This window comes from Bradyrhizobium sp. 149, from assembly GCF_023073915.1.
GTDB lineage: Bacteria > Pseudomonadota > Alphaproteobacteria > Rhizobiales > Xanthobacteraceae > Bradyrhizobium.
In genome coordinates this window covers 13,961-34,744 of sequence record NZ_JADPKK010000017.1, presented here as the reverse complement: position 1 = coordinate 34,744, position 20,784 = coordinate 13,961, and the positions used below count along the sequence as shown (strand labels likewise).

18 protein-coding genes are annotated in these 20,784 nt (G+C 64.1%); 7 read left to right on the top strand and 11 right to left on the bottom strand.

Going from position 1 to position 20,784, the window contains the following annotated elements:
* Nucleotides 1–139 precede the first annotated feature (139 nt).
* Nucleotides 140–613 carry a Cys-tRNA(Pro) deacylase gene (gene ybaK / locus IVA88_RS10905; protein WP_247497291.1) on the top strand — a complete coding sequence of 158 codons (474 nt, stop codon included), beginning with the start codon at nt 140–142 and terminating at the stop codon, nt 611–613.
* 14 nt (nt 614–627) lie between these two features.
* On the opposite strand, the gene IVA88_RS10900 is transcribed toward ybaK, so the two are convergent.
* Complete coding sequence (locus IVA88_RS10900) at nt 628–1,323, bottom strand: GntR family transcriptional regulator (RefSeq protein WP_247497290.1); 696 nt, start codon at nt 1,321–1,323, stop codon at nt 628–630.
* A 159-nt stretch (nt 1,324–1,482) separates the two neighbouring features.
* Between IVA88_RS10900 and tcuA the strand changes: the two genes are divergently transcribed.
* Nucleotides 1,483–2,874 carry an FAD-dependent tricarballylate dehydrogenase TcuA gene (gene tcuA, locus IVA88_RS10895; RefSeq protein ID WP_247497289.1) on the top strand — a complete coding sequence of 464 codons (1,392 nt, stop codon included), beginning with the start codon at nt 1,483–1,485 and terminating at the stop codon, nt 2,872–2,874.
* Nucleotides 2,861–3,967, top strand: coding sequence for a tricarballylate utilization 4Fe-4S protein TcuB (gene tcuB / locus IVA88_RS10890; protein WP_247497288.1), 1,107 nt, complete (start codon nt 2,861–2,863; stop codon nt 3,965–3,967). The genes tcuA and tcuB overlap by 14 nt, the downstream gene beginning before the upstream one ends.
* Here tcuB and IVA88_RS10885 read toward each other — a convergent pair.
* The 3 genes from IVA88_RS10885 to IVA88_RS10875 form a co-directional block, all read right to left on the bottom strand.
* Nucleotides 3,931–4,644 carry an alpha/beta fold hydrolase gene (locus IVA88_RS10885; RefSeq protein WP_247497287.1) on the bottom strand — a complete coding sequence of 238 codons (714 nt, stop codon included), beginning with the start codon at nt 4,642–4,644 and terminating at the stop codon, nt 3,931–3,933. The genes tcuB and IVA88_RS10885 overlap by 37 nt on opposite strands.
* Before the next feature lie 5 nt (nt 4,645–4,649).
* Entirely contained in the window at nt 4,650–8,054 is a 3,405-nt protein-coding gene (locus IVA88_RS10880) for an acyl-[ACP]--phospholipid O-acyltransferase (RefSeq protein ID WP_247497286.1), read from the bottom strand.
* Between the two features lie 357 nt (nt 8,055–8,411).
* Nucleotides 8,412–8,678 (bottom strand): hypothetical protein, encoded by a 267-nt coding sequence (locus tag IVA88_RS10875; RefSeq protein ID WP_247497285.1) that lies wholly within the window; start codon nt 8,676–8,678, stop codon nt 8,412–8,414.
* A 52-nt stretch (nt 8,679–8,730) separates the two neighbouring features.
* On the opposite strand from IVA88_RS10875, the gene IVA88_RS10870 reads away from it, so the two are divergent.
* Nucleotides 8,731–9,351 carry a TetR/AcrR family transcriptional regulator gene (locus IVA88_RS10870; protein WP_247497395.1) on the top strand — a complete coding sequence of 207 codons (621 nt, stop codon included), beginning with the start codon at nt 8,731–8,733 and terminating at the stop codon, nt 9,349–9,351.
* A gap of 13 nt (nt 9,352–9,364) precedes the next feature.
* Here IVA88_RS10870 and IVA88_RS10865 read toward each other — a convergent pair whose 3' ends face one another.
* The 3 genes from IVA88_RS10865 to IVA88_RS10855 form a co-directional block, all read right to left on the bottom strand.
* Nucleotides 9,365–10,672, bottom strand: coding sequence for a GGDEF domain-containing protein (locus IVA88_RS10865; protein ID WP_247497284.1), 1,308 nt, complete (start codon nt 10,670–10,672; stop codon nt 9,365–9,367).
* A 246-nt stretch (nt 10,673–10,918) separates the two neighbouring features.
* Complete coding sequence (pncB, locus tag IVA88_RS10860; protein ID WP_247497283.1) at nt 10,919–12,223, bottom strand: nicotinate phosphoribosyltransferase; 1,305 nt, start codon at nt 12,221–12,223, stop codon at nt 10,919–10,921.
* A complete protein-coding gene (locus IVA88_RS10855; protein ID WP_247497282.1) occupies nt 12,220–13,218 on the bottom strand; it encodes a LysR family transcriptional regulator in 999 nt (332 codons plus the stop codon). Before IVA88_RS10855 ends, pncB begins: the two co-directional genes overlap by 4 nt.
* Before the next feature lie 95 nt (nt 13,219–13,313).
* Between IVA88_RS10855 and pcaH the strand changes: the two genes are divergently transcribed.
* On the top strand, nt 13,314–14,102 hold the full coding sequence (pcaH, locus tag IVA88_RS10850; protein WP_247497281.1) for a protocatechuate 3,4-dioxygenase subunit beta: 789 nt from the start codon (nt 13,314–13,316) through the stop codon (nt 14,100–14,102).
* Between the two features lie 4 nt (nt 14,103–14,106).
* Nucleotides 14,107–14,733: a protocatechuate 3,4-dioxygenase subunit alpha gene (gene pcaG / locus IVA88_RS10845; RefSeq protein WP_247497280.1), complete on the top strand. Its 627-nt coding sequence runs from the start codon at nt 14,107–14,109 to the stop codon at nt 14,731–14,733.
* 14 nt (nt 14,734–14,747) lie between these two features.
* On the opposite strand, the gene IVA88_RS10840 is transcribed toward pcaG, so the two are convergent.
* Together IVA88_RS10840 and IVA88_RS10835 are read right to left on the bottom strand one after the other, a co-directional pair.
* Complete coding sequence (locus IVA88_RS10840; RefSeq protein ID WP_247497394.1) at nt 14,748–15,371, bottom strand: NYN domain-containing protein; 624 nt, start codon at nt 15,369–15,371, stop codon at nt 14,748–14,750.
* A 354-nt stretch (nt 15,372–15,725) separates the two neighbouring features.
* Entirely contained in the window at nt 15,726–16,631 is a 906-nt protein-coding gene (locus IVA88_RS10835; RefSeq protein ID WP_247497279.1) for a helix-turn-helix domain-containing protein, read from the bottom strand.
* Between the two features lie 47 nt (nt 16,632–16,678).
* On the opposite strand from IVA88_RS10835, the gene pobA reads away from it, so the two are divergent.
* Nucleotides 16,679–17,851, top strand: a complete 1,173-nt coding sequence (gene pobA, locus IVA88_RS10830) for a 4-hydroxybenzoate 3-monooxygenase (protein ID WP_247497278.1) — start codon at nt 16,679–16,681, stop codon at nt 17,849–17,851.
* A 61-nt stretch (nt 17,852–17,912) separates the two neighbouring features.
* On the opposite strand, the gene IVA88_RS10825 is transcribed toward pobA, so the two are convergent.
* Nucleotides 17,913–20,063 (bottom strand): adenylate/guanylate cyclase domain-containing protein, encoded by a 2,151-nt coding sequence (locus tag IVA88_RS10825; RefSeq protein ID WP_247497277.1) that lies wholly within the window; start codon nt 20,061–20,063, stop codon nt 17,913–17,915.
* 18 nt (nt 20,064–20,081) lie between these two features.
* Nucleotides 20,082–20,750: a hypothetical protein gene (locus tag IVA88_RS10820; RefSeq protein WP_247497276.1), complete on the bottom strand. Its 669-nt coding sequence runs from the start codon at nt 20,748–20,750 to the stop codon at nt 20,082–20,084.
* Nucleotides 20,751–20,784 lie beyond the last annotated feature (34 nt).

Here is a 20,784-nt window from a genome sequence, read left to right as displayed (position 1 = left end):
CCTGCCGTCATTGCGAGCGACTTGTCCGCCTTAACTCGAAGAGCGACGGCGGAAGCGAAGCAATCCAGACTGCCTCCGCGGAACGATTCTGGATGCTTCGTCGCTTCGCTCCTCGCAATGACGGTGGTAAACATCGTCCATGTCCAAAGTCACCCCAGCCACGCGCGCGCTTGAAGCCGCCGGTGTTGCCTTCACCGTCTACGCTTACGACTATGATCCCGACGCCGAGAGCATCGGCCTGCAGGCGGCCGCTGCGCTCGGCGAAGATCCGGCACGTGTGTTGAAGACGCTGATGGCACTGGTCGACGGCAAGCCGGTCTGCGTGATCGTCCCGTCCGACCAGGAAGTCTCGATGAAAAAGCTCGCCGCTGCGACAAGCGGCAAGTCGGCGCAGATGATGAAACCACCGGAAGCCGAGCGTGTCACCGGCTTCAAGGTCGGCGGTATCAGCCCGTTTGGGCAGCGAAAGCTCGTGCGCACCGTGATCGAGCAGAGCGCGCTCGTGCATGACCACGTGTACGTCAATGGCGGTCAACGCGGACTGCAGGTGCGGCTCAGTCCAGGCGATGTGCGGGACGTGTCGAAGGCGATCGTCGCGGAACTGGTCGCTTGAGCGCCGCCGCCCCGCTACTGCTTTTGCAACAGCTTCAGTCGACAGCGCAGCGCTTCGCGGATGTGCGCGCGCGCGAGCTGCTCCGCTTTGCCGCCGTCGCGAGCCGCGATGGCGTCGATGATGGCCTGGTGCTCGCCATGGCTGGTCGAAGGGCGGCCCAATACGGTGAACGTGGTGGGACCGAGCAAGGCGATCCAGTCCTGCAATTCGCCTGAGGCGTTGTCGAGATAGCGGTTGCGCGCGGCGCGGCAGATGGCTTCGTGGAACGCGCGGTTCAGCCTTGCCATTTCTCCTGCCATCTCGGCCGCGTCGGTCGCGGAGGCCTCAACAAAAGCCTGCTCGATATCTCTGAGCGCATCGATCTCGGTCGCTGAGGCGTGCTCGGCGGCCATACGCGCGGCGGCACCTTCCATGATCTCGCGCATGGCGTAGAGTTCGAGCACCTCGGCGATGTCGAGGTTGCGTACGATCAGGCCGCGGCCGCCGGCGGGCTCGACGAAGCCGCGTGCCGCAAGCCGCCCGAGAGCTTCCCGCACCGGCGTGCGGCTGACCTTCAGCCGCTGGGCGACCTCTTCCTCGCGCAGACGGTCGCCGGCGCGGTAGCTGCCGGCCTGCAGCGCCTCGCACAGCGAGCGGAACACGGCTTCGCCGAGCGCCACACCGCCGCCGCGCGCGATCGAGCCGCCTGCCTTTGTCGGGCGTCTTGCCATGTATCCTCGTGGCCTCGCCGCGCATCCTGCCCATGCAGGGATGGCGCTTGCTCGAGTTCTGTATATCTTTGTATACAAAGGTGCGCAATAGCCAACCGGATTGACCCGGGGCGGCCGGCGGGCAGAATGTCTCCAACCTCGTCGCATCGGGCAGACGGCATGAACAGCAAATACGATGTGCTGGTGATCGGCGGCGGCAATGCGGCGCTGTGTGCGGCGATCAGCGCGCGACGCGGCGGTGCCTCTGTGCTGGTGCTCGAAGGCGCACCAAAATTCTATCGTGGCGGCAATACGCGCCACACCCGCAACATGCGTTGCGCCCATGACGAGCCGACCGAAATCCTGACCGGTCCTTACACCGAGGAGGAGTTCTGGGAGGATCTGCTGCGCGTCACCGGCGGGCAGACCGACGAGGTGCTTGCCCGGCACATGATCCGGGAGTCCAAGGACATTTTGAACTGGATCGTGGAGCAGGGCGTGCGCTGGCAGCCTTCGCTCGGCGGCACGCTGAGCCTCGGGCGCACCAACTCATTCTTCCTCGGCGGCGGACGCGCGATGCTGAATGCGCTCTATCTCACTGCCGAGAAGCTCGGCGTCGAAGTCGAATACGACGCCGAGGTCACCGACCTCGTGATCGAGGACGGCATGTTTCTCGCCGCCCGCCTCAAGCGGCCGATCAAGGGCCAAACCGAAATTCGCGCGACAGCGCTGGTTGCCGCCGCCGGCGGGTTTGAGGCCAACATCGAATGGCTGAAGCAATATTGGGGCGAAGCGGCCGACAATTTCCTGATCCGCGGCACGCCGTATAACCGCGGCTCGATCCTGAAGATGCTGCTCGCCAAGGGGGTGCAGGAAGTCGGCGATCCCACCCAGTGCCATGCGGTCGCGATCGACGCCCGCGCGCCGAAGTTCGACGGCGGCATCATCACAAGGCACGATTCGGTCGTGTTCGGCATCGTCGTCAACAAGCACGCGCAGCGCTTCTACGACGAGGGCGAGGACATCTGGCCGAAGCGCTACGCGATCTGGGGCCGGCTGGTCGCGGCGCAGCCCGACCAGATCGCCTACATCGTCTTCGATTCGACCGTGGTCACGAGCTTCATGCCGACGCTGTTTCCCCCGATCGCCGGCCAGACGATTGCCGAGCTCGCCGGTAAGCTCGAGCTCGATCCGGCCGCGCTGGAAAAGACCATCACCGAGTTCAATGCCGCGGTGCAGCCCGGCACCTTCGACCACACCATTCTGGATGATTGCCGCACCGAAGGCATCACACCGCCGAAGACCCATTGGGCGCGGCGGATCGAGACGCCGCCTTATCTCGCCTATCCGGTGCGGCCCGGGATCACCTTCACCTATCTCGGCACGCGCGTAACCAGGGAGGCGCGGATGCTGATGGCTGACGGCAGGCCGTCGGCCAACATGTTCGCAGCCGGCGAGATCATGGCCGGCAATGTGCTTGGCAAGGGCTATGCCGCCGGTATGGGCATGACCATCGGCAGCGTGTTCGGGCGGATTGCGGGACGGGAAGCGGCGAAACATGCACGGAACTAGGATTCTCGACGAAGCCGACCGTCTGATGACGGTTTGCAATTCCTGCCGCTATTGCGAGGGATTATGCGCGGTGTTTCCGGCGATGGAGATGCGCCGCGCCTTCTCCGACGGCGACCTCAATTATCTCGCCAATCTCTGTCATGGCTGCGGCGCCTGCTACGTCGACTGTCAGTTCTCGCCGCCGCATGAGTTCAACGTCAACGTCCCGCAGACGCTGGCAGTGGCGCGCGCCGAATCCTACGCCGCCTATGCCTGGCCGCAGGCGCTGTCCGGCGCCTTCGCGCGTAACGGTCTCGTCATCAGCATCATCGCCGCGCTCAGCATGGCCGCCTTCATCCTCGGCTTTGCGGCCCTGATCGACCACGGCGTGCTGTTCGGCGTACACACCGGGCCTGGTGCGTTCTACAGACTGATGCCGCACAATGCGATGGCCGCATTATTCACTGCCGCCTTGCTCTATGCGATCCTCGCGCTGGTCATGAGCGTGCGCGCATTCTGGCGCGACATCGGCACGCCGATCGCCGGCCGCGCCGATGGCGGCTCGATCTTCCAGGCGATCCGCGATGCGGGCGAGCTGCGGTATCTCCACGGCGGCGGCGTCGGCTGCTACAACGAGGACGACAAGCCGACCGACCGACGCAAGCTGTATCATCACCTGACGTTCTACGGCTTCATGCTGTGCTTCGCCGCGACGTCGGTGGCCACGCTTTATCACTATTTGTGGGGACGCGAGGCACCCTATCCGTGGTGGGATCTGCCTGTCGTGCTTGGTACGCTCGGCGGCGTCGGCCTCATCGTCGGGCCGATCGGTCTGTTCGCGGCCAAGATGCAGCGCGATCCGGCGTTGCTCGATGAGAGCCGCTACGGCATGGATGTCGGATTCATCGCCATGTTGTTCCTGACCGGATTCACCGGCATGCTGCTTTTGCTGCTGCGCGAGACCGCCGCCATGGGGCCGCTGCTGGCGTTACATCTCGGCTCGGTGTTCGCGCTGTTCATCACCATGCCCTACAGCAAGTTCGTGCATGGCATCTATCGCTTCGCGGCGCTGGTGCGCTATGCGCAGGAGCGGCGCAGCGAGGCCGGCTCTTGAGATTCAGACGGTCGGAAGCGGCCTTCGCGCAGGAAGGTGATCGTCTGCGCAATTGCGATGGCGCGGCGCGGGAGTCCGGTATGGGACGCCTTCACGGTGATATGGTCGGTCATGCCGGCCAGCATCGCGCTTTGCACGGAGACCCGTCCGTCATTCGGCTTCGGCAGAACGAAGAGACCGGCGACGGGATCGATGAAGCGGTTTCCGGCGATCACGCCGACGGGATAGTCCACGGCGGGCAGGGCGTCAGATCCGGTCGTGGCCCCGGTGGTGAGCTCGAGTCCGGCCGGACCGTAGAACGCGCGGTAGAGCCGAGATCCACGCAGGAGATCGGCCACTTCGCTGCCGCCGTTTGGCGTGCCCAGCATCACCACGCCGGCAAGCCGGTCCGGCCGGTATTTTGCGATATAGGCGCGCGCCACGAGGCCGCCCATCGAATGCGCGACGAAATGCAGGGGCGCATCACGTTCGGCGAAGCGGGCGACCTCTGGATGAATATCATCGGCGAGCGCCGCGATCGCTTTGCGGCGGCTGGCATAGTCGATGTTAAGCGTTGCGAAGCCGCTTGCCTGGAGCGCCCGTTCCAGCTTGATCAGGGATGCCGAGGTCCGCGCGATACCATGAAGCAGAACCACCCCTGGGTATCGCGCCTCGCCTGATTGAGGCACCTCGTGCATTTGTCTTACGCCACCTCGCGCTCCGCCCCTGAGGCCTGCTCGCGAGCCATCGTCGTTGCGGTGACGTAGTCGGTCTTGCCGGTGCCGAGCAGCGGCACCTTGTCGACCACCATGATCGCCGCGGGAACGGTCAGCTCGGATGCGCCGATGGCCTTGGCCTGGCCCTGTATGGCACTACGCTCGGCGTTCTTCTCCGTCGTCAGCAGCACGATGCGCTCGCCCTTGCGCTGGTCCGGGATCGACACGGCGACCGAGCCGGCCTGCGGCCACAGCGTTGCCGCGATGCTCTCGACTGCCGACAGCGAAACCATTTCGCCGGCGATCTTGGCAAAGCGCTTGGCGCGGCCCTTGATGGTGATGAAGCCGGCCGGGTCGATCGCCACGATGTCGCCGGTGTCGTGCCAGCCCTCGGCGAGCGGTTCGAGCACGCCGGGATTTTCGGCCCTGAGATAACCGAGCATCACGTTCGGTCCGCGTACCGAGAGGCGTCCACCTTCCTCAATGCCGGGGACCGGGTCGAGGCGGCTTTCCATCAGCGGCGACAGGCGGCCGACCGTGCCGGGACGATTGGCCATCGGCGTGTTCATCGCCAGCACGGGCGCGGTCTCGGTGACGCCGTAGCCCTCGAGGATCCGGATGCCGTAACGCTCCATGAAGACCTGCCGGGTGCGATCCTTGACCGCTTCGGCGCCGGCGATCACCAGACGCAAGGTGCGGAAGTCGTAGGCATGGGCCGAGCGTGCATAGCCCGTGAGGAAAGTGTCGGTGCCGAACAGGATGGTAGCACCGGTCTGGTAGATCAGCTCGGGCACGATCCGATAGTGCAGCGGCGAGGGGTACATGTAGATCGGAATGCCCGCGAGCAGCGGCATCATCATTCCGCCGGTCAGCCCGAACGAGTGGAACACCGGCAGTACGTTGAACACCTTGTCATTGGCGTTGGCATCGACTCGCGCCAGCGCCTGTGCGGCGTTCGCAAGGATGTTGCGGTGAGACAGCACCACGCCCTTGGGCGTGCCTTCCGAACCCGACGTGAACAGCACGACGGCCGGATCGCTCGCCTGGCGAACGACGCGCGGCGTAGTACCGGCGAGCAGGCCCTTGATCTTGTCGGCCGTGCCGATTGAGGCGCGGACATCCTCGAGATAGACGACGCGAACTTCCGCGGAGATCGCCGCCATTAGCTTGTCGAGCTTGCCCTTCTCGATGAAGGCCTTCGACGTCAGCACGGTTTTGACCTGCGCGGCCCTCATGGCGGCGAGCACGTTGACCGGGCCGGCCGAGAAGTTGAGCATCGCCGGCACCCGGCCGATGTTTTGCAGCGCCATGAAGACGACGGCGACGCCTGCGGAATTCGGCAGCAGCACGCCGACATTCTCACCGATAGCGGTGCCGTTCTCCAGCTTCCGGCTCAAGACCTGCGCGCCCAGGATCAGCTTGCGATAGGTCAGCTTGGTGCCGAGCGCGTCCTCGATGATGACCTTGCCGGTGTCCCGGTCGCGATAGGCGTGTCCGAGCGCCTCGAACAGGGTGTGGTCAAGCATGGCGTTCTTCACCATCGCGTCAATCATCACATCCTGAAGTGCTGCGCCCGCGGCGTTGCGGCGCGCCTTGCCCTTGAGCGACGGGTCGACCGGAAGCTTAACCGGCGGCAGGATAGTGACGGTCACCCGCGGAAACCACGAGCGCTTGATCTGGCTGCCGCTGAGATAGCTGAGATGCGAGCGTTGAGCGCCTTCGATGCGGATCGGGACGACGACCGCGTCGGCCTTGTCCGCTATCATCGCGGTACCGTCATAGACCTTCATCAGCGAGCCCGAGACGGTGATGCGTCCCTCCGGGAAAATGACGACCGGCTCGCCGGCGGCGACGAGCTTGATCAGGTCGCGCGCGGCCAGCGGCTTGGTCGGGTCCATGGTGTAGTGCTTGACCACCCGCAGGAACGGCTTGGCCCACCAGGCCTTGGAGATGCCGGTGTCAACCGCGAAGCTCGCGTCGATCGGCAGTACGGCGTGAAGCAGCGGGCCGTCGATCAGGCTGACATGGTTGGGTGCGATCAGCATGCGCGTGCCGGCAGGTGGCAGGTTCTCCAGCCCGCGGACCTCGGTGCGGAACAGCGCGCGGAACAGCAGCCCACCGAAATCGCGCACGCCTTCCTTGCCCCACTTGGTCAGCACGAACCAGACTGCGCCGAAGCTGGCGATGCCGAGGCCGAAGAAGATCCAGCCGACGTGCAACCCGCCCGCCTGCAGCAGCGCGACGAACAGCGAGCCGGCTACCATGAAGGCGGCCTGCAGCACATTGCCGGCGGCAATGATGCGGGCGCGCTCGGAAGGTGCGGACCAGGCCTGGACGGCGGCAAAGGACGGAACGACGAACAGCCCGCCGCCGAATGCGAAGGCGACGAAGTCGACCAGCATGCGCAGTCCCGCGAACGAGGTTGCAAAGTCGCCCGGGGTGATGTCCTGGCCCTTGGCGGTCACGCCGATCGCCCAGGCGAGGTCGATGCCGGCAAACCCCATCATGATGGCGCCGATCGGCACCAGCGCGAGGTTCGGCCGAACGTGGCTCAGATTCGCGGCGAACAGCGAGCCGATGGCAATGCCGATCGCGAAGATCGCGAGACACAGCGTCACCACGCCCTCGGTGCCACCGATGACGTCCTTGACCAGCGCCGGCAGCAGGGAGAGCACGATGGCACCCACCAGCCAGAACCAGGAGACGATCACGGTGCCGTCCCACAGCCGGTGGTCAGCGTGCAGCGTCTTCAACAGGCCGAGCGTCGAGGTCCAGGGATTGGCGTTGACGGGCAGATCGGGTGCAGACGGCGTGGTCGCGGGAATGCGGGAGGCGAAGGCCCAGGACAGCAGCGCCAGCACGACCACGGCCGATGCGACCCAGCCCATATGCGCGGAGCCGGCCACGAACTGGCCGCCGGCGACGGTGCCGAGCAGGATGGCCATGAAGGTCGCGCCTTCGACCAGCGCATTGCCGGTCGCTAGCTCGCCGAGCTCGAGCTGGTCCGGCAGCATCGCGTACTTCACGGGACCGAACAGCGCGGCAATGACGCCGAACAATGCGAGCGCTGCGAACAGCAGCGGCACCGAGTGCAGGAAGAAGCCGGCCGCGGCAAAGCCTGCGGCGAAGATCTCGGCGAATTTGAGCCGTCTTGCGACGACGGATTTGACGTATTTGTCGGCGAGCTGCCCGCCGAGCCCGGACAGGATGAAATAGGGGAAGATGAAGACGGCGCCTGCGACCGTCACCAGCGCGTCTCCGTGGCCGGTCGCGGCGCTGTAAAGCAGGATGATGACGAGTGCGTTCTTGAGCACGTTGTCGTTCAGCGCCGAGAAGAATTGCGCCCAGAACAGCGGCGCGAAGCGGCGTGACGACATCAAATCCCTGATCATGACGAGTCCTGTTTTTGGAAAGGCTGCCTGAGGTTGATACATTGTCGGTTGGATGTCGGGACCAGACGATATGCGACGGGCAATTGCGGCTGACGACGATCGGCCCGCCCTGCGCCTTTACCTTCCGATCCTGTTGGTCTCCGCGTGATGTCGTTTGGTTCGCAAATGGTTTGTTCGCGCCCTATCAAACTTCGGCAGAGGCGCGTTTATCGGGATATCGCGCCGGGCGGTGAGGAAAAGCTGAACCGCATCACCGAACGTCGCGGCATCGGCCTCGAATGTCGGGACATGGTAAGTCCATCATTGCAACCTGATCTTGCATTCGAGACGAGCACCAACGTGGCTGCTGCGCCCGCCTCAGGTGAGGTGGGCGAGGCGGCGAAAGGGCGAGAGGCGGCCGAGCAGGCTGAAGCGGCGGCCCTCATGACGGGCACGGCCGCGGTTGGCCCGCCACATCCGCAAGGTCGCACGGCGCTCGGTCAGGACGCCGGCAATGTCGCAGGCATTTGCGATGCGGTCGATCGGTCCCATCGCGAACCGCAGGAGGGCGCCGCCAAATCCGGTTACGATAGCCGTAGCGTCATCGACGAAGGTGGAGGCGATATCAACAGCGAGGGTTTGCATTTTGCAGGGTCTCCGGGTTAACTTGAACATTGTTCAAATGAGTATCCTGAAAATGAACAATGTTCAATATGAATCGCTGCGAGACCGAAAAAAATCTCGCCGACGGCTGCAAATCGTGGAGATCGCCCGCAGTATCATTGCGTCTAAAGGGCTGAAATCGTTAAAAGTTCGAGACCTTGCGGACGCCGCCGGCTGCTCGGTTGGCAGCGTTTATAACGAATTCGGCGACTTCGACGGGGTGATCCTGACGGTCAATCGGGAGACCGTTCAGGCGCTGACGGTACGGCTGGGGCAGGTTCCGGCTGAGGATCCCGTTCGCCAGCTCTATGGGCTTGCCGCGACCTACCTCGAATTCTTTGCGGAGCACGCCAATCTGCTGCGCTCGCTGTTTGAGCATCGGATGGAGGACGACCGCCCTTACCCCGACGACATCCTGCAGATGGTGATGGACGCCTTCGCGCTGATGCACCCACCCCTGGAGCGCCTGCTTCCGACTGCAAACGACGTGCAAATCGCGCTGCTGTCACGCACCTTGTTTTCCGCCGTGCACGGGATCATCTCGCTCGGCCTCGAAGAGCGGATGGTGGCCGTGCCGCCGCAGATGCTGCGCCAGCAGGTCGATCAGTTCCTAGACGCACATCTCGCCGGTCTCGGGATTCTGCCTTTGCGGTGATGGGCGAGCAGCATCAGGCGCGCGCAGCCTCGCGCGTCCGGGTGGGGACAACAACGACCTCTGCTCTCGCGCTGTCGACCTGAACCGCGTTGCGGCCCTTGTCCTTGGCGCGGTAGCAGGCCGCATCCGCACGCCGCATCGCGTCCTCGAGCGTGGTGTTGCCGTCTGCGATGCAGGCAACGCCGATGCTGGCGGTCACTGCGAAGTAACGATCGTCCCAGGCGAAGTTGAGCATTTCGAGCGACCGTCGCAGCCGTTCGGCGATATCCGCGGCGGCCGAGGGCGGGCACCGCGGCAGGATCAGGCCGAATTCATCGCCGCCGAGCCGGGCCACCAAATCAATCGGCCGCCGGTCTTGCCGCAACAGTTGCGCGATTTGGCAGAGCAGACGGTCGCCTGCGAGATGGCCGCAAGTGTCATTGACGCTCTTGAATTGATCCAGGTCGAGCAGGATCAGGCCGAGCGATCCCGTTCCGGTATTGGCCAGTTCGCTCTGCAGGCGGGCCTCGAAGGCGCGGCGGTTGGAAAGGCCAGTTAGCCAGTCGTGGAACGCCTGGTGCGCCAGGCGCTCCTTCTCCGCATGCAGGGCATCCTCGAACGCCTGTCGTTGCAGCACCAATCGCCGCGTGTGCCAGATCAGGAGCAGGATCAGCGTCACGGCGGTGACGATATTGACGCCAGTCAGCGTCATCTTGATGGCGCGGGAGCCTTCGCCGAGCACGGTTGAGAACCGTTTGGCGTGTACCGTAAACTCCGTGTTGAGCTCCGAGAGCCGCGATGACAATAAGTGCAGGCGTTTGCCGTCCTGAACGGGCCCGTTCTCCAGCTCTGACCGGATGACCTCGCCGAAGACGCTCAGCTCCAGCAGCATGGGGTCGGTGGCGGCCCACTCGCGGATCGCTTCCTGGAGAAAGCTGACCTGTTTGAAGTAGCGAAACAGCCAGATCAATCCCGGCACGTCATCGGGATGGTTGCCGCCTTGCAGGAAGCCGATGCGGGCGGTCTCGACGTCGACCGGATCGCGCTCGAGCGCCCAGCGCGCGAACTCGTCGCCGATCGGAACGGCCAGCGAGGCCTGATATTGCGCAAACTGGCTGGCGTTGCCCGAATGCAGATAGAGATTGAGGAAATAGACGGCGTTCTTCTGCGAGCGCGACCACAATGCTTCGCCCGCGACATAGGCGCGGACCGAGGACATCACCTCCAGGCTGAATCCGGCGATCGCCGCCTGCAGCAGGACGACCATTACGAAAGGCGAGACGAGCTTGATGACGTGAAGAAGGCTGCGTCCCTTCGTCGACGGCGCTGTTCTGCGAAACACTTTGCGTTCCCCAAGTCGCTCAACGACCCCAGCGGAGCGATCCGCTCATAACGCGGATTACGTGCGAAGGGTGCTTAACTCGACTTGAAAATGCCGGGAGACTGCGTCGCAGGGTGAAGGCGCTCTGAAGCGGATGCTTGCAGATCGCTGCAAATGCCGTCGAACCGGAACTGACGCGGCATCGGCGAGCCGATGTCTTGCATTCGTCTTGCGCGGTTTACTCGATCGAGAAGAATTGGCTTGGTGCTAGACCAGCACCGGCTTGCGCACCCGGCCGGCGTCGCCGAACACACGCAGGTAACGCTCGATCTCCGAGGGCAGGCCGGTCGCCTTCTCGGGATTGTCGGAGAGCTTGACGGCCGGATGTCCGTCGACCGACGACACCTTGCAGACGATCGAGATCGGATCGAGATTGAACGAGCCGTCCGGCGTGCAGCCGACGAAATCATTGGTGAGGTTGGTGCCCCAGCCGAATGAGAGCCGTACGCGGCCGCCGAAGTGGTGATAGGTCTCCTCGATCGAGCCGACGTCCATGGCGTCGGAAAACACGAGCAGCTTGTCCTTGGGATTACGGCCCTTCGACTCCCACCATTTCATGATCTCCTCGCCGGCCTGGATCGGCGGCGCGCTGTCGGGACGGAAGCCGGTCCAGTCGGCGACCCATTCCGGCGCATCGCGCAGGAAGGCCTTGGTGCCGAAAGCGTCAGGCAGCGCGATTAGGAGGTTGCCGCCATAAGTCTGGCGCCACTGGTCGAGGATGCGGTAGGGCGCCCAGCGCAATTCCTCGTCGTCCTTGGCCAGCGCCGCGGCGACCATCGGCAGCTCATGGGCGTTGGTGCCGATGGCTTCGAGATCATTGTCCATCGCGAGCAGCACGTTGGAGGTGCCGATGAAGGACTGGCCCAGGCCTTCCTTCACGGCCTCCACGCACCAGCGCTGCCAGAGGAAGCCATGGCGACGGCGGGTGCCGAAATCGGAAAGCCGGAGGCCGTCCAGCTTGCGCAGGCGTTCCACCTTGGTCCACAGCTTGGCCTTGGCGCGGGCATAGAGCACGTCGAGCTCGAAGCGCCCGCGGCCCTTCATCGCTGCGCGCGAGCGCAATTCGTTGAGGATGGCGAGCGCAGGAATCTCCCACATCGTTGTATGGCTCCACGGCCCGTGGAAGTGCAGCTCGTACTGACCTTCGACCTTGCGCAGCTCGTATTCGGGCAGCCGGAATTCAGCGAGCCAGCGGATGAAGTCCGCCGAGAACATGTGGGTCTTGCCGTAGAAGGTGTTACCGGCAAGCCAGATCAGCTCTTTCTTGGTGAAGCGGATGGTGCGGGCGTGGTCGAGCTGGGCGCGCAGCTCGCCCTCGTCGATGATTTCAGCGAGCCGCACATGGCGCGACCGGTTGATGACGGAGAACGTCACCTGCTGATTCGGGTAAGTTTCCCGAATCATTTGCAACATCAATAACTTGTAGAAGTCGGTATCGAGCAGGCTGCGGATGATGGGATCCAGCCGCCAGCTGTGATTGTAGGTCCGGCTCGCAATGTCGGTCACTGTCATGAGACAATTCTAGCGTGGCCGTCCCGGCGCAACCAGTGTGTTTGATGGGGATCAGGTTTTCGCGGGGGCGGGCGCGAGGCCGTCGCCGCCACGGTCTCGAGCTGGCTTCTGATCCAGCGATGGGCCGGATCCTTCTGATAGCGCTGATGCCAGACCATGAACATCGGCAGCTCGGCCAGGGTTCGCGTGCGCGAGGCCAGCGGAATCCGCACATGCGCGAAGCCATGCATCACGCCGGGCGCCAGCAGGCTCGGCATGCTCGCCAGCATCTGCGAGCCACGCAGGAAGGACGGCACGCCGGAGAAGCTCGGGACGGAGATCGCGATGTCGCGGTGGAAGTCGTTGGCTGCCAGCCGGCGATCGAAGTCGAGCCGCTCATTGTCGGTGTAGACCACCGTGATGTGGCGCGCCGCGAGATAGGCGCTGCGGCTGGACGGCGCGGCACGCGCCCTGGCGTCGTAGTAGCAGACGTAATGGTCCTGGAGCAGCCGCTTCTGCACGATGTCAACGCCGGATGGCGGCAGCGGGGTGATCAGGAGATCGCAGCGGTTCTCGCGCAGCATCGCGGGCGAGGGCGACTGCGAGGGGATTACGCGCAGGTTCAGGCTCTTCACTTGTGCGGTGACATGATCGAAGAACCGTGGCAGCAGCAGGTCGCGCTGGAAGTCATTGGCGGCGATCGTCAGCGAGAGCTGCGCGCGCGTGGGCTGGAAGCTGACGCCGCCGGCAAAGCTGCGCATCTCGTCGATCAGCGCGCGCGCCCTCGCGGCCAATGCCTGGGCATGCGCGGTCGCGACAATGCCGCGGCCGGATTTGGCAAACAGCGGATCGCCCGCGATCCGCCGCAGCTTGTTCAGTGCGTGGCTGACCGCCGATTGCGTCAGGCCGAGCCGCGTGGCCGCTGCCGTCACCGAACCTTCCTCCAGCACGGCGAGGAACAGTTCGAGGGCATGGCCGTCCAGAGCCAAATGATTAGTTTCCTTCATGCAATTCATTATAATCGATCTATTTATCTTGAGAATAGGCGGCGCGATGATCTCCCGATAAGCCGCGCGCCCGGACCCGGGTGCTTCAGGGAGAGACCACGCCGATGAATGTCCAGGCGCCAGCCTTGCGGGATCCCCGCCTCGACCGCCCCGAGCCTCTTACCCCGCCGCTCGGCGACGGCGGCTTCTTCCAGCGCGACCGTTCCATGCATCCGCCAGCGCACGCGCCGGGCTATAAATCCTCGGTGCTGCGTTCACCGCGCCAGGCGCTGTTGTCGCTGGAGAACTCGGTCTCGGAGATCACGGGGCCGGTGTTCGGGCACAACGATCTCGGCCCGCTCGACAACGATTTGATCCGCAACTACGCCAAGGACGGCGATCCCGTCGGCGAGCGCATCATTGTCCACGGCCGCGTGCTGGACGAGACCGGCCGCGGCGTGCCGAACACGCTGGTCGAGTTCTGGCAGGCCAATGCCGGCGGGCGCTACCGGCACAGGAAGGATACGTATCTGGCACCGATCGACCCGAATTTCGGCGGTTGCGGCCGCGCGCTGACCGACGACACCGGCCAGTATTATTTCCGCACCGTGAAGCCGGGGCCCTACCCCTGGCGCAACTACGTCAACAGCTGGCGTCCCGCTCACATCCACTTTTCGGTGTTCGGCTCGGGCTTCGCACAACGCCTGATCACCCGGATGTACTTTGAGGGCGATCCCCTGATCCCGGTCTGCCCGATCCTGACGACGATCCCGGACAAGGATGCGCTGGAGCGCCTCGTGGCGCCGCTCGACCTCAACGCATCGGCTCCCTTCGACTCGCTCGCCTACCGTTTCGACATCGTCTTGCGCGGCCAGCGCTCCACATATTTTGAAAATCGCACCGCAGGGAACTGAGTCCATGCCGCAGCCGCTCAATTACCTCAAGGAAACCGCCTCGCAGACCGCCGGGCCCTACGTCCATATCGGCCTGATCCCGGCCATGGCCGGCTTCGACATTTTCGAGAAGAATTTTTCCAACGTGCTGGTGACGCCGAACACCCAGGGCGAACGCATCACGCTGGAGGGCAAGGTGATCGATGGCAGCGGCACGCCGCTGCGCGACGTGCTGCTGGAGATCTGGCAGGCCAACGCGGTAGGCCGCTACAACCATCCGGCCGATCGGTCGACCAGCGCGCCGGACGAGGAGTTTCGCGGTTGGGGCCGCGCCGGCTCCGACTTCGAGAGTGGTCTTGTCACCTTCGAGACCATCAAGCCGGGCGCGATCATCGACAAGACCGGCCGCAAAAATGCGCCGCACATCGACGTCTGGATCGTCGCGCGCGGTATCAACATCGGTCTCAACACGCGGCTGTATTTCTCGGACCAAGAGGCCGCCAACGCCGCCGATCCCGTGCTCAACCTGGTCGAGCCGGCCGTGCGCCGCAAGACGTTGATCGCAAAGCGCACCGAACGCGCCGGCAAGGTCGTGTATTCCTTCACGATCAATTTGCAGGGGCCGGAAGAGACGGTGTTCTTCGACGTGTGACGATCCGGGTCGTGCTACGGGATCATTCCACCCGGTCGCTTCGATTGATCTCCGCGCGTGGTGAATTGCGGTGGTTGTTGACGCATCTCCCGCGATCCCGGCCGTTCCGCCGGATCGCGCCCCACTCTTGCCTTCAGTTCCGCCAGATCAATGAAGATGTCCGCTTGCCGGCGCAGTTCGTCGGCGACCATGGGCGGCTGGGTGGCCAGCGTAGAGACGACTGTTACGCGGACGCCACGGCGTTGCAAGGCTTCCACCAGCGAACGAAAATCTCCATCGCCCGAGAACAACACGATCTGGTCGACGTGGTCGGCGAGCTCCATCGCTTTCACGGCGAGTTCGACATCCATGCTGCCCTTCACCTTGCGGCGGCCGGTGGTGGCGTCGATGAACTCCTTGGTGAGCTTGGTGACGACGGTATACCCGTTATAGTCGAGCCAATCGATCAACGGGCGGATTGACGAATATTCCTGATCCTCGATGACGGTCGTATAATAGAAGGCCCGCAGCAACACACCACGGCCATGAAATTCGCCGAGCAGACGCCTGTAATCGATATCGAAACCGAGCGCCTTGGAGGTCGCATAGAGATTGGAGCCGTCGATGAAGAGCGCGATCTTCTCAAACGAAGACATCATGCACAAATCCCCAGTTTCGCATGAAAGCCGGCCGGTCCCAGCCACCAAGGCGCGGTTGTCGGCCGGAAAACACCGGGAGCGCCGATGGCTTGCTGAAAAAGCGGCGCAGACGACCGGACAGGGGTGGCCGTCTTGCGCCAAGGTTAGGGAGGTTCATGCCACCAGCGCCAGGGCGCCGAATGCAGCCACGCTAAGGCGCGCGCATTCCCTTCTCAATTGTACCGAGGTAAAGGGCCTCTATCCAAAGGGTAGGGCTCGATATACGAAGGTAAGTGGCTGCGCCGGGAACAAAGGCTGTTGCGGTTCGCAGCGCGGCCTCGGACCATAGGCGCGCTTGGCCTTTCGTTCGATGCGTCAGCCTTCACCGCCATGGAGCCGCGCGCGAAAGGCGCGCGGTGATACGCCCGTGGCGGCGGCGTAGACCCGGCTGAAATAGGCGGGGTCTTCGAAGCCGAGCGCATAGGCGATCGTCGAGACCGGCAAATTGGTGTAGACGAGGTTGCGCCGCGCCTCGCGAATCAGCCGGTTAAGGATCAGGTGCGAGGCGGTGTCGCCGGTTGCTGCCCGCGTCACCCGGTTGAGATGGGTCGGCGTCATCGACAGCGCGCCCGCATAGTCCGCAACGCTCCAGCGTTCCAGATGGTGCTGCTCCAGCAGCGCCTCGAAGCGGCGGAATAGTCCGCTTTCAGCCGTGCCGTTGCCACCGCTCTGGCCGATGAGCGCGCGGGCCACCAGCCCGATCATGGCCGCCGACAGTGCACGCAGCACATGCGCTCGGCCGAAATCGCGCGCGGCGTGTTCGGCAAAGATCTGTTTCATGGTGGTGCGAATCTGCGGCGTGCCGCGTACCACGGCCGAGCGCGACAAGGCGCCGCGCAGTCCTTCGGAGTCGAGCAGCGCTTCGTCCAGTATTTCCGCAGCGATGGTCAGTACCCAGCCCTGAGTATCAGGCACGAAACGGAAGCCATGAACGTGGCCGACGGGCACGTTGACGATTTGCATCGGCTTCAGCTGCATCACCTGCCCGTCGAGCGTCGCTTCGCCGCCGCCGCGCTCGATCAGCAGCACCTGATGCAGCCGGGCATGGCGGTGTACGGCCAGCGTCCAGTTGTGCAGCACCGAGCGCGAGGCAATCGTCTCGCAATGCACGACGTCGGGCAGATCGCCGGACTCGCCGAACAAATTATAGACCCGGATTGCCGGGGCGGAGGCTGCGCTTCTCATGTTCGAATAGTACAAGACAAAGACGAAAGCCTCCATCGGTCAGCGGCGCTGAATCTGCAAAAAAGTGCCGTGGAGGACGCAAAATGAAAGTTCAGGTCTGCATCATCGGCGGCGGGCCGTCCGGGCTGCTGTTGTCCCAGCTCCTGCACCTCAAGGGCATCGACACGATCGTGCTGGAGAAATCCAGCCGCGACCACGTGCTTGCCCGCATCCGCGCCGGCGTGCTCGAGCACGGTTTCGCCAGGCTGATGCGCGAGGCACAGTGCGGCGAGCGGATGGATCGCGAGGGCGAGATCCACAAGGGATTCGAGATCGCCCATGACGGGGTGCTCTCCCAGATCGACCTGCACAAGCACTCCGGCGGCAATTCGGTGCTGGTGTACGGCCAGACCGAGCTGACGCGCGACCTCTACGAGGCGCGCGACCGCCTCGACGGCAACTTCGTGCATAATGCCGAGGACGTGACGCCGCATGAGCTGACCTCGGACCGCCCTTACGTGACCTATCGTTCGAACGGCGAGACCGTCCGGATCGATTGCGATTATATCGTCGGCGCGGATGGCTTTCACGGCGTCAGTCGCAAGTCGATCCCGAAGAACGTGCTGCGGGAATATGAGAAGATCTATCCGTTCGGCTGGCTCGGCGTGCTGTCGCGCACGAAACCGATGTCGCCGGAGTTGATCTATGTGAAGCACGAGCGCGGCTTTGCGCTGTGTTCGCTGCGGTCGCAAGTGCTGAGCCGCTACTACGTCCAGGTACCGCTCACCGACAAGGTGGAGGACTGGAGCGACGATGCGTTCTGGGCCGAGCTGAAGCGCCGTTTGCCGGAGGAGGTCGCCGGTCGCCTGATCACGGGACCGTCCATCGAGAAGAGCATCGCGCCGTTGCGCAGCTTCGTCGCCGAGCCGATGAGCTACGGCCGCCTGTTTCTCGCCGGCGATGCCGCCCACATCGTGCCGCCGACCGGCGCGCGCGGGCTGAACAGCGCCGCCTCCGATATCTATTATCTCTACCACGCCATGCTCGCGCACTATCAGAACGACGATGATTCCGGGCTCCAGGGCTATTCCGCCAAGGCGCTGGCGCGGATCTGGAAGGCACAACGTTTCTCGTGGTGGATGACGATGCTGCTGCATCGCTTCCCCGACCGGCTCGAATACGAGGACCGGCTCCAGCAGACGGAACTGGAATATCTGCTCTCGTCCGAGACGGCGCAGCGCCTGCTCGCGGAGAATTATGTGGGGCTGCCGTTTTAGCGGCGGTGAACGCGGATGCCTTCCTTCTCTTGTGAGAGAAGGTGGACGGCGCAGTTGGCTGCTACTTCCCTTCCAGCGTGTTGACCGGTGTCCAATCCGGAGGCAGCGGAGCTGCCGTGAGCGCTCTCGCGCGTTTCGCGAATTTGGACGATGCTGGATCAGTCTTCGCTACGCCCTCGAACGCTTCAGCCGCCTTCGCGAACTCCCGCGCCCGCCAGCAGGCCAGCCCTTCCGCGTAAGCCGCGGCCACCTTTTTCTGCCCAGCGCTCTCCGCGCCCTTGTCCGCGAGCGGCTCGAACACCCTGATCGTCTCGCTACGCCCCAGCACCCGGATTGCGTCGAGCTCACGCCAGGCGAAGCTGTCGCCGGTCTGCGCCATGGTCGACTCCGAGGCCATGATTGCGGTGCCGTAGTATTTGTTGGCGCCTTCGAGCCGCGAGGCGACGTTCACGGTGTCGCTCATGACGGTGTAGTTGAAGCGGCGACGGGAGCCGATATTGCCGACCACGGCCTCGCCGCTGTTGAGCCCGATGCGGTGCGACAGGCCGTGCCCGGCGAAGGCGGCGCTGCCGGCATTGAGCTCTGCCAGTTTCTCGTGGCATTTCAGCGCGGCATGGACGGCGTTGCGTGCGTGCGCGGGATCGTCGGCGGGCGCACCGAACATGGCGACGATGGAATCGCCGATATATTTGTCGACATAGCCGCGATGGCTCTCGATGATGTCGGTCATGGCGGACAGATATTCGTTCATCAGCGTCACCAGCTCGCCAGGCGTCATCCTCTCGGCGATGGAGGAGAAGCCGCTCAGGTCGGAGAAGAACATGGTGACGTTGCGCATCTCGCCGCCGAGCGCCGGCATCTTGCCGGAGGCCACCATGGTGTCGATCACTTCGGGGGCGAGATAGAACGCAAAACTCTTGCGCAGGAAACGCTCGTCACGATCGGCCAGCACGAACCGGTAGCCGATCATCATCGCGAGCGCGGCAAGGCTCGCGAGTGCCGGCTCCGTCAGCGGCAGCGCCACCGCGTGAACGAACGTGCCGACAGTCACGGCCGTATAAGCGGCGGTGAGAACGATCCAGGCGATCACGGCGCCACCCGGTGCGAGTATGCAAGCCGCGCAGGCGATGATGGCCGCGAAGGCGATCGTGAGAATGGTCCGTAGCGGAAAGCCGATCTCGGTCACGGCATCGCGCTCGATCAGATTGCGGACGGCGGTGGCATGCACGAAGACACCGGCGATGTCGCTGCGGGCCTTTTGTGCAATGCCTGCCGGGACGGGCAGGGCGCATCGTGGCCCCGGCGTTCCGTCATATCCGCCGGACAGTCGCATCGAGGTAAGCTTGCGGTCGTCGAAAGTGAGGACGGTGCCGAGCAATACGACCTTGCCCTCAAAGGCGCGGCGGAAGAAATCGCGGTCGCCTTTTTCGACACAGGCCCGCAGATCGGCGAAGGAGAAGGTCGGAACCTCGCGGCTCAGCCCTCGAAAGTTGAGCGTCAGCGTGTTCGGTACCGCGCTCGGAATCGCATAACCGGACAATTCGGTTGCACCGGACGGTGCAATCCCGGGCTTTCCGCCGAGCGCGCGCGCGGCGAGCTCGACCGCCATCGTGGGAACCGGCTTGCCGTCGATGGAAAAGCTCAGCGGCATCCGTCGGATCACGTCGTCGGTGTCGGTATGGACGTTGAGGGCGCGGATATTGTTTCTCACCGCTAGTTGCTGCGCACGGTCGGGCCTTTCCTGATGGTCGTTGCTCAGGATCTCGCCGAGCACCAGCTTGCCGTCGTCGGAGAGTTGCCGCAGCGCGATCAGGTAATCCCGGTCAAATCCCTTCATGCGGGCGCCGAGCGGCGCGTCGCCAAACGGGATTTCCGATTGCTCGATCGAGCTCGGAAAGATCACGTCGAAACCGATCACCTTGGCACCGCCGTCGGTGATGCTCCCAAGCACGCGGCCGATCTCGCGCGTCCAAGTCTGCGTCGGCGAACCCTTGAACGGCGCCGTGTCGTAGGTCTGACCGTCGATGGCCACGACGACGACCGGCGATTTCGGGGGATCGTGGCGGTCGCCGGCAATCTTGCCGCGTAGCGCCGTCAGGAGGTCGAGCGAGAGACCTTGCAGCGTACCAAGCGGCGGTGACGTGAACACTGCGCCCGCAACGAGCGCGATCAGGATCGCCGCAACGATGTCCCGCTTGCCGATCCGCCGCATCGCCCCGACGCAGGCCGCTTATTCGAGCCGCAGCAGGCGGCCGACGATCGGCGTCGGCGATGACGTGGCGCTGGCATCGACCTGGAAGGCGTAGCGCTTGGCGCCGAGAATGGCGAGATAGCTGCCACCCGGGGTCAGCGACTTCCCGGCCTTGGCAAAGTCATAGAATTTTCCGCCGATCATGACGTCATTCCTCAGCGGGATGCTGATCGTGGGTTCCTTGCCGTCGGTGCGTTCGATCACCAGGGTGCTGCCGCTCTTGGCCTGCACCAGCGGCGCGATGCCGTAGAGCGTCGGCAGCTTTGCCGGCGCGCCCTTGGCGTCCGAGCGCATCGTGCGGAACGTCGTCGCGGCGCTCTGGTTCGCCTCGCGCTCAGACAGCTTGGCCGCATTGGTATCGCAGGGGACCTTTTCCCGCTTAACCTCGCCGAGCTGCACGGTGCTCTGCTCGGCGCCGACCAGGACGACACCTTCGCTGATGATCTCGCGCTGGCAGGATTTGAGATAGCTCAGCGTAATGCTCGCCTTCGGCCCGAGCTTGATGATCTTCCCCGGCGCCACGTAGTCCATGAACGCGATGCCGTCGACCTTGCCTTGCACCTCCTCGACGATGGCGGCGGGGGTCTCGGCCAGGGCGGGGACCGCAAAACAGAACGCGCCGACAACAGCGCCGATCAGGCTTCTCATGGGAATTCTCATCCAATTCGGCCGATGTATTACC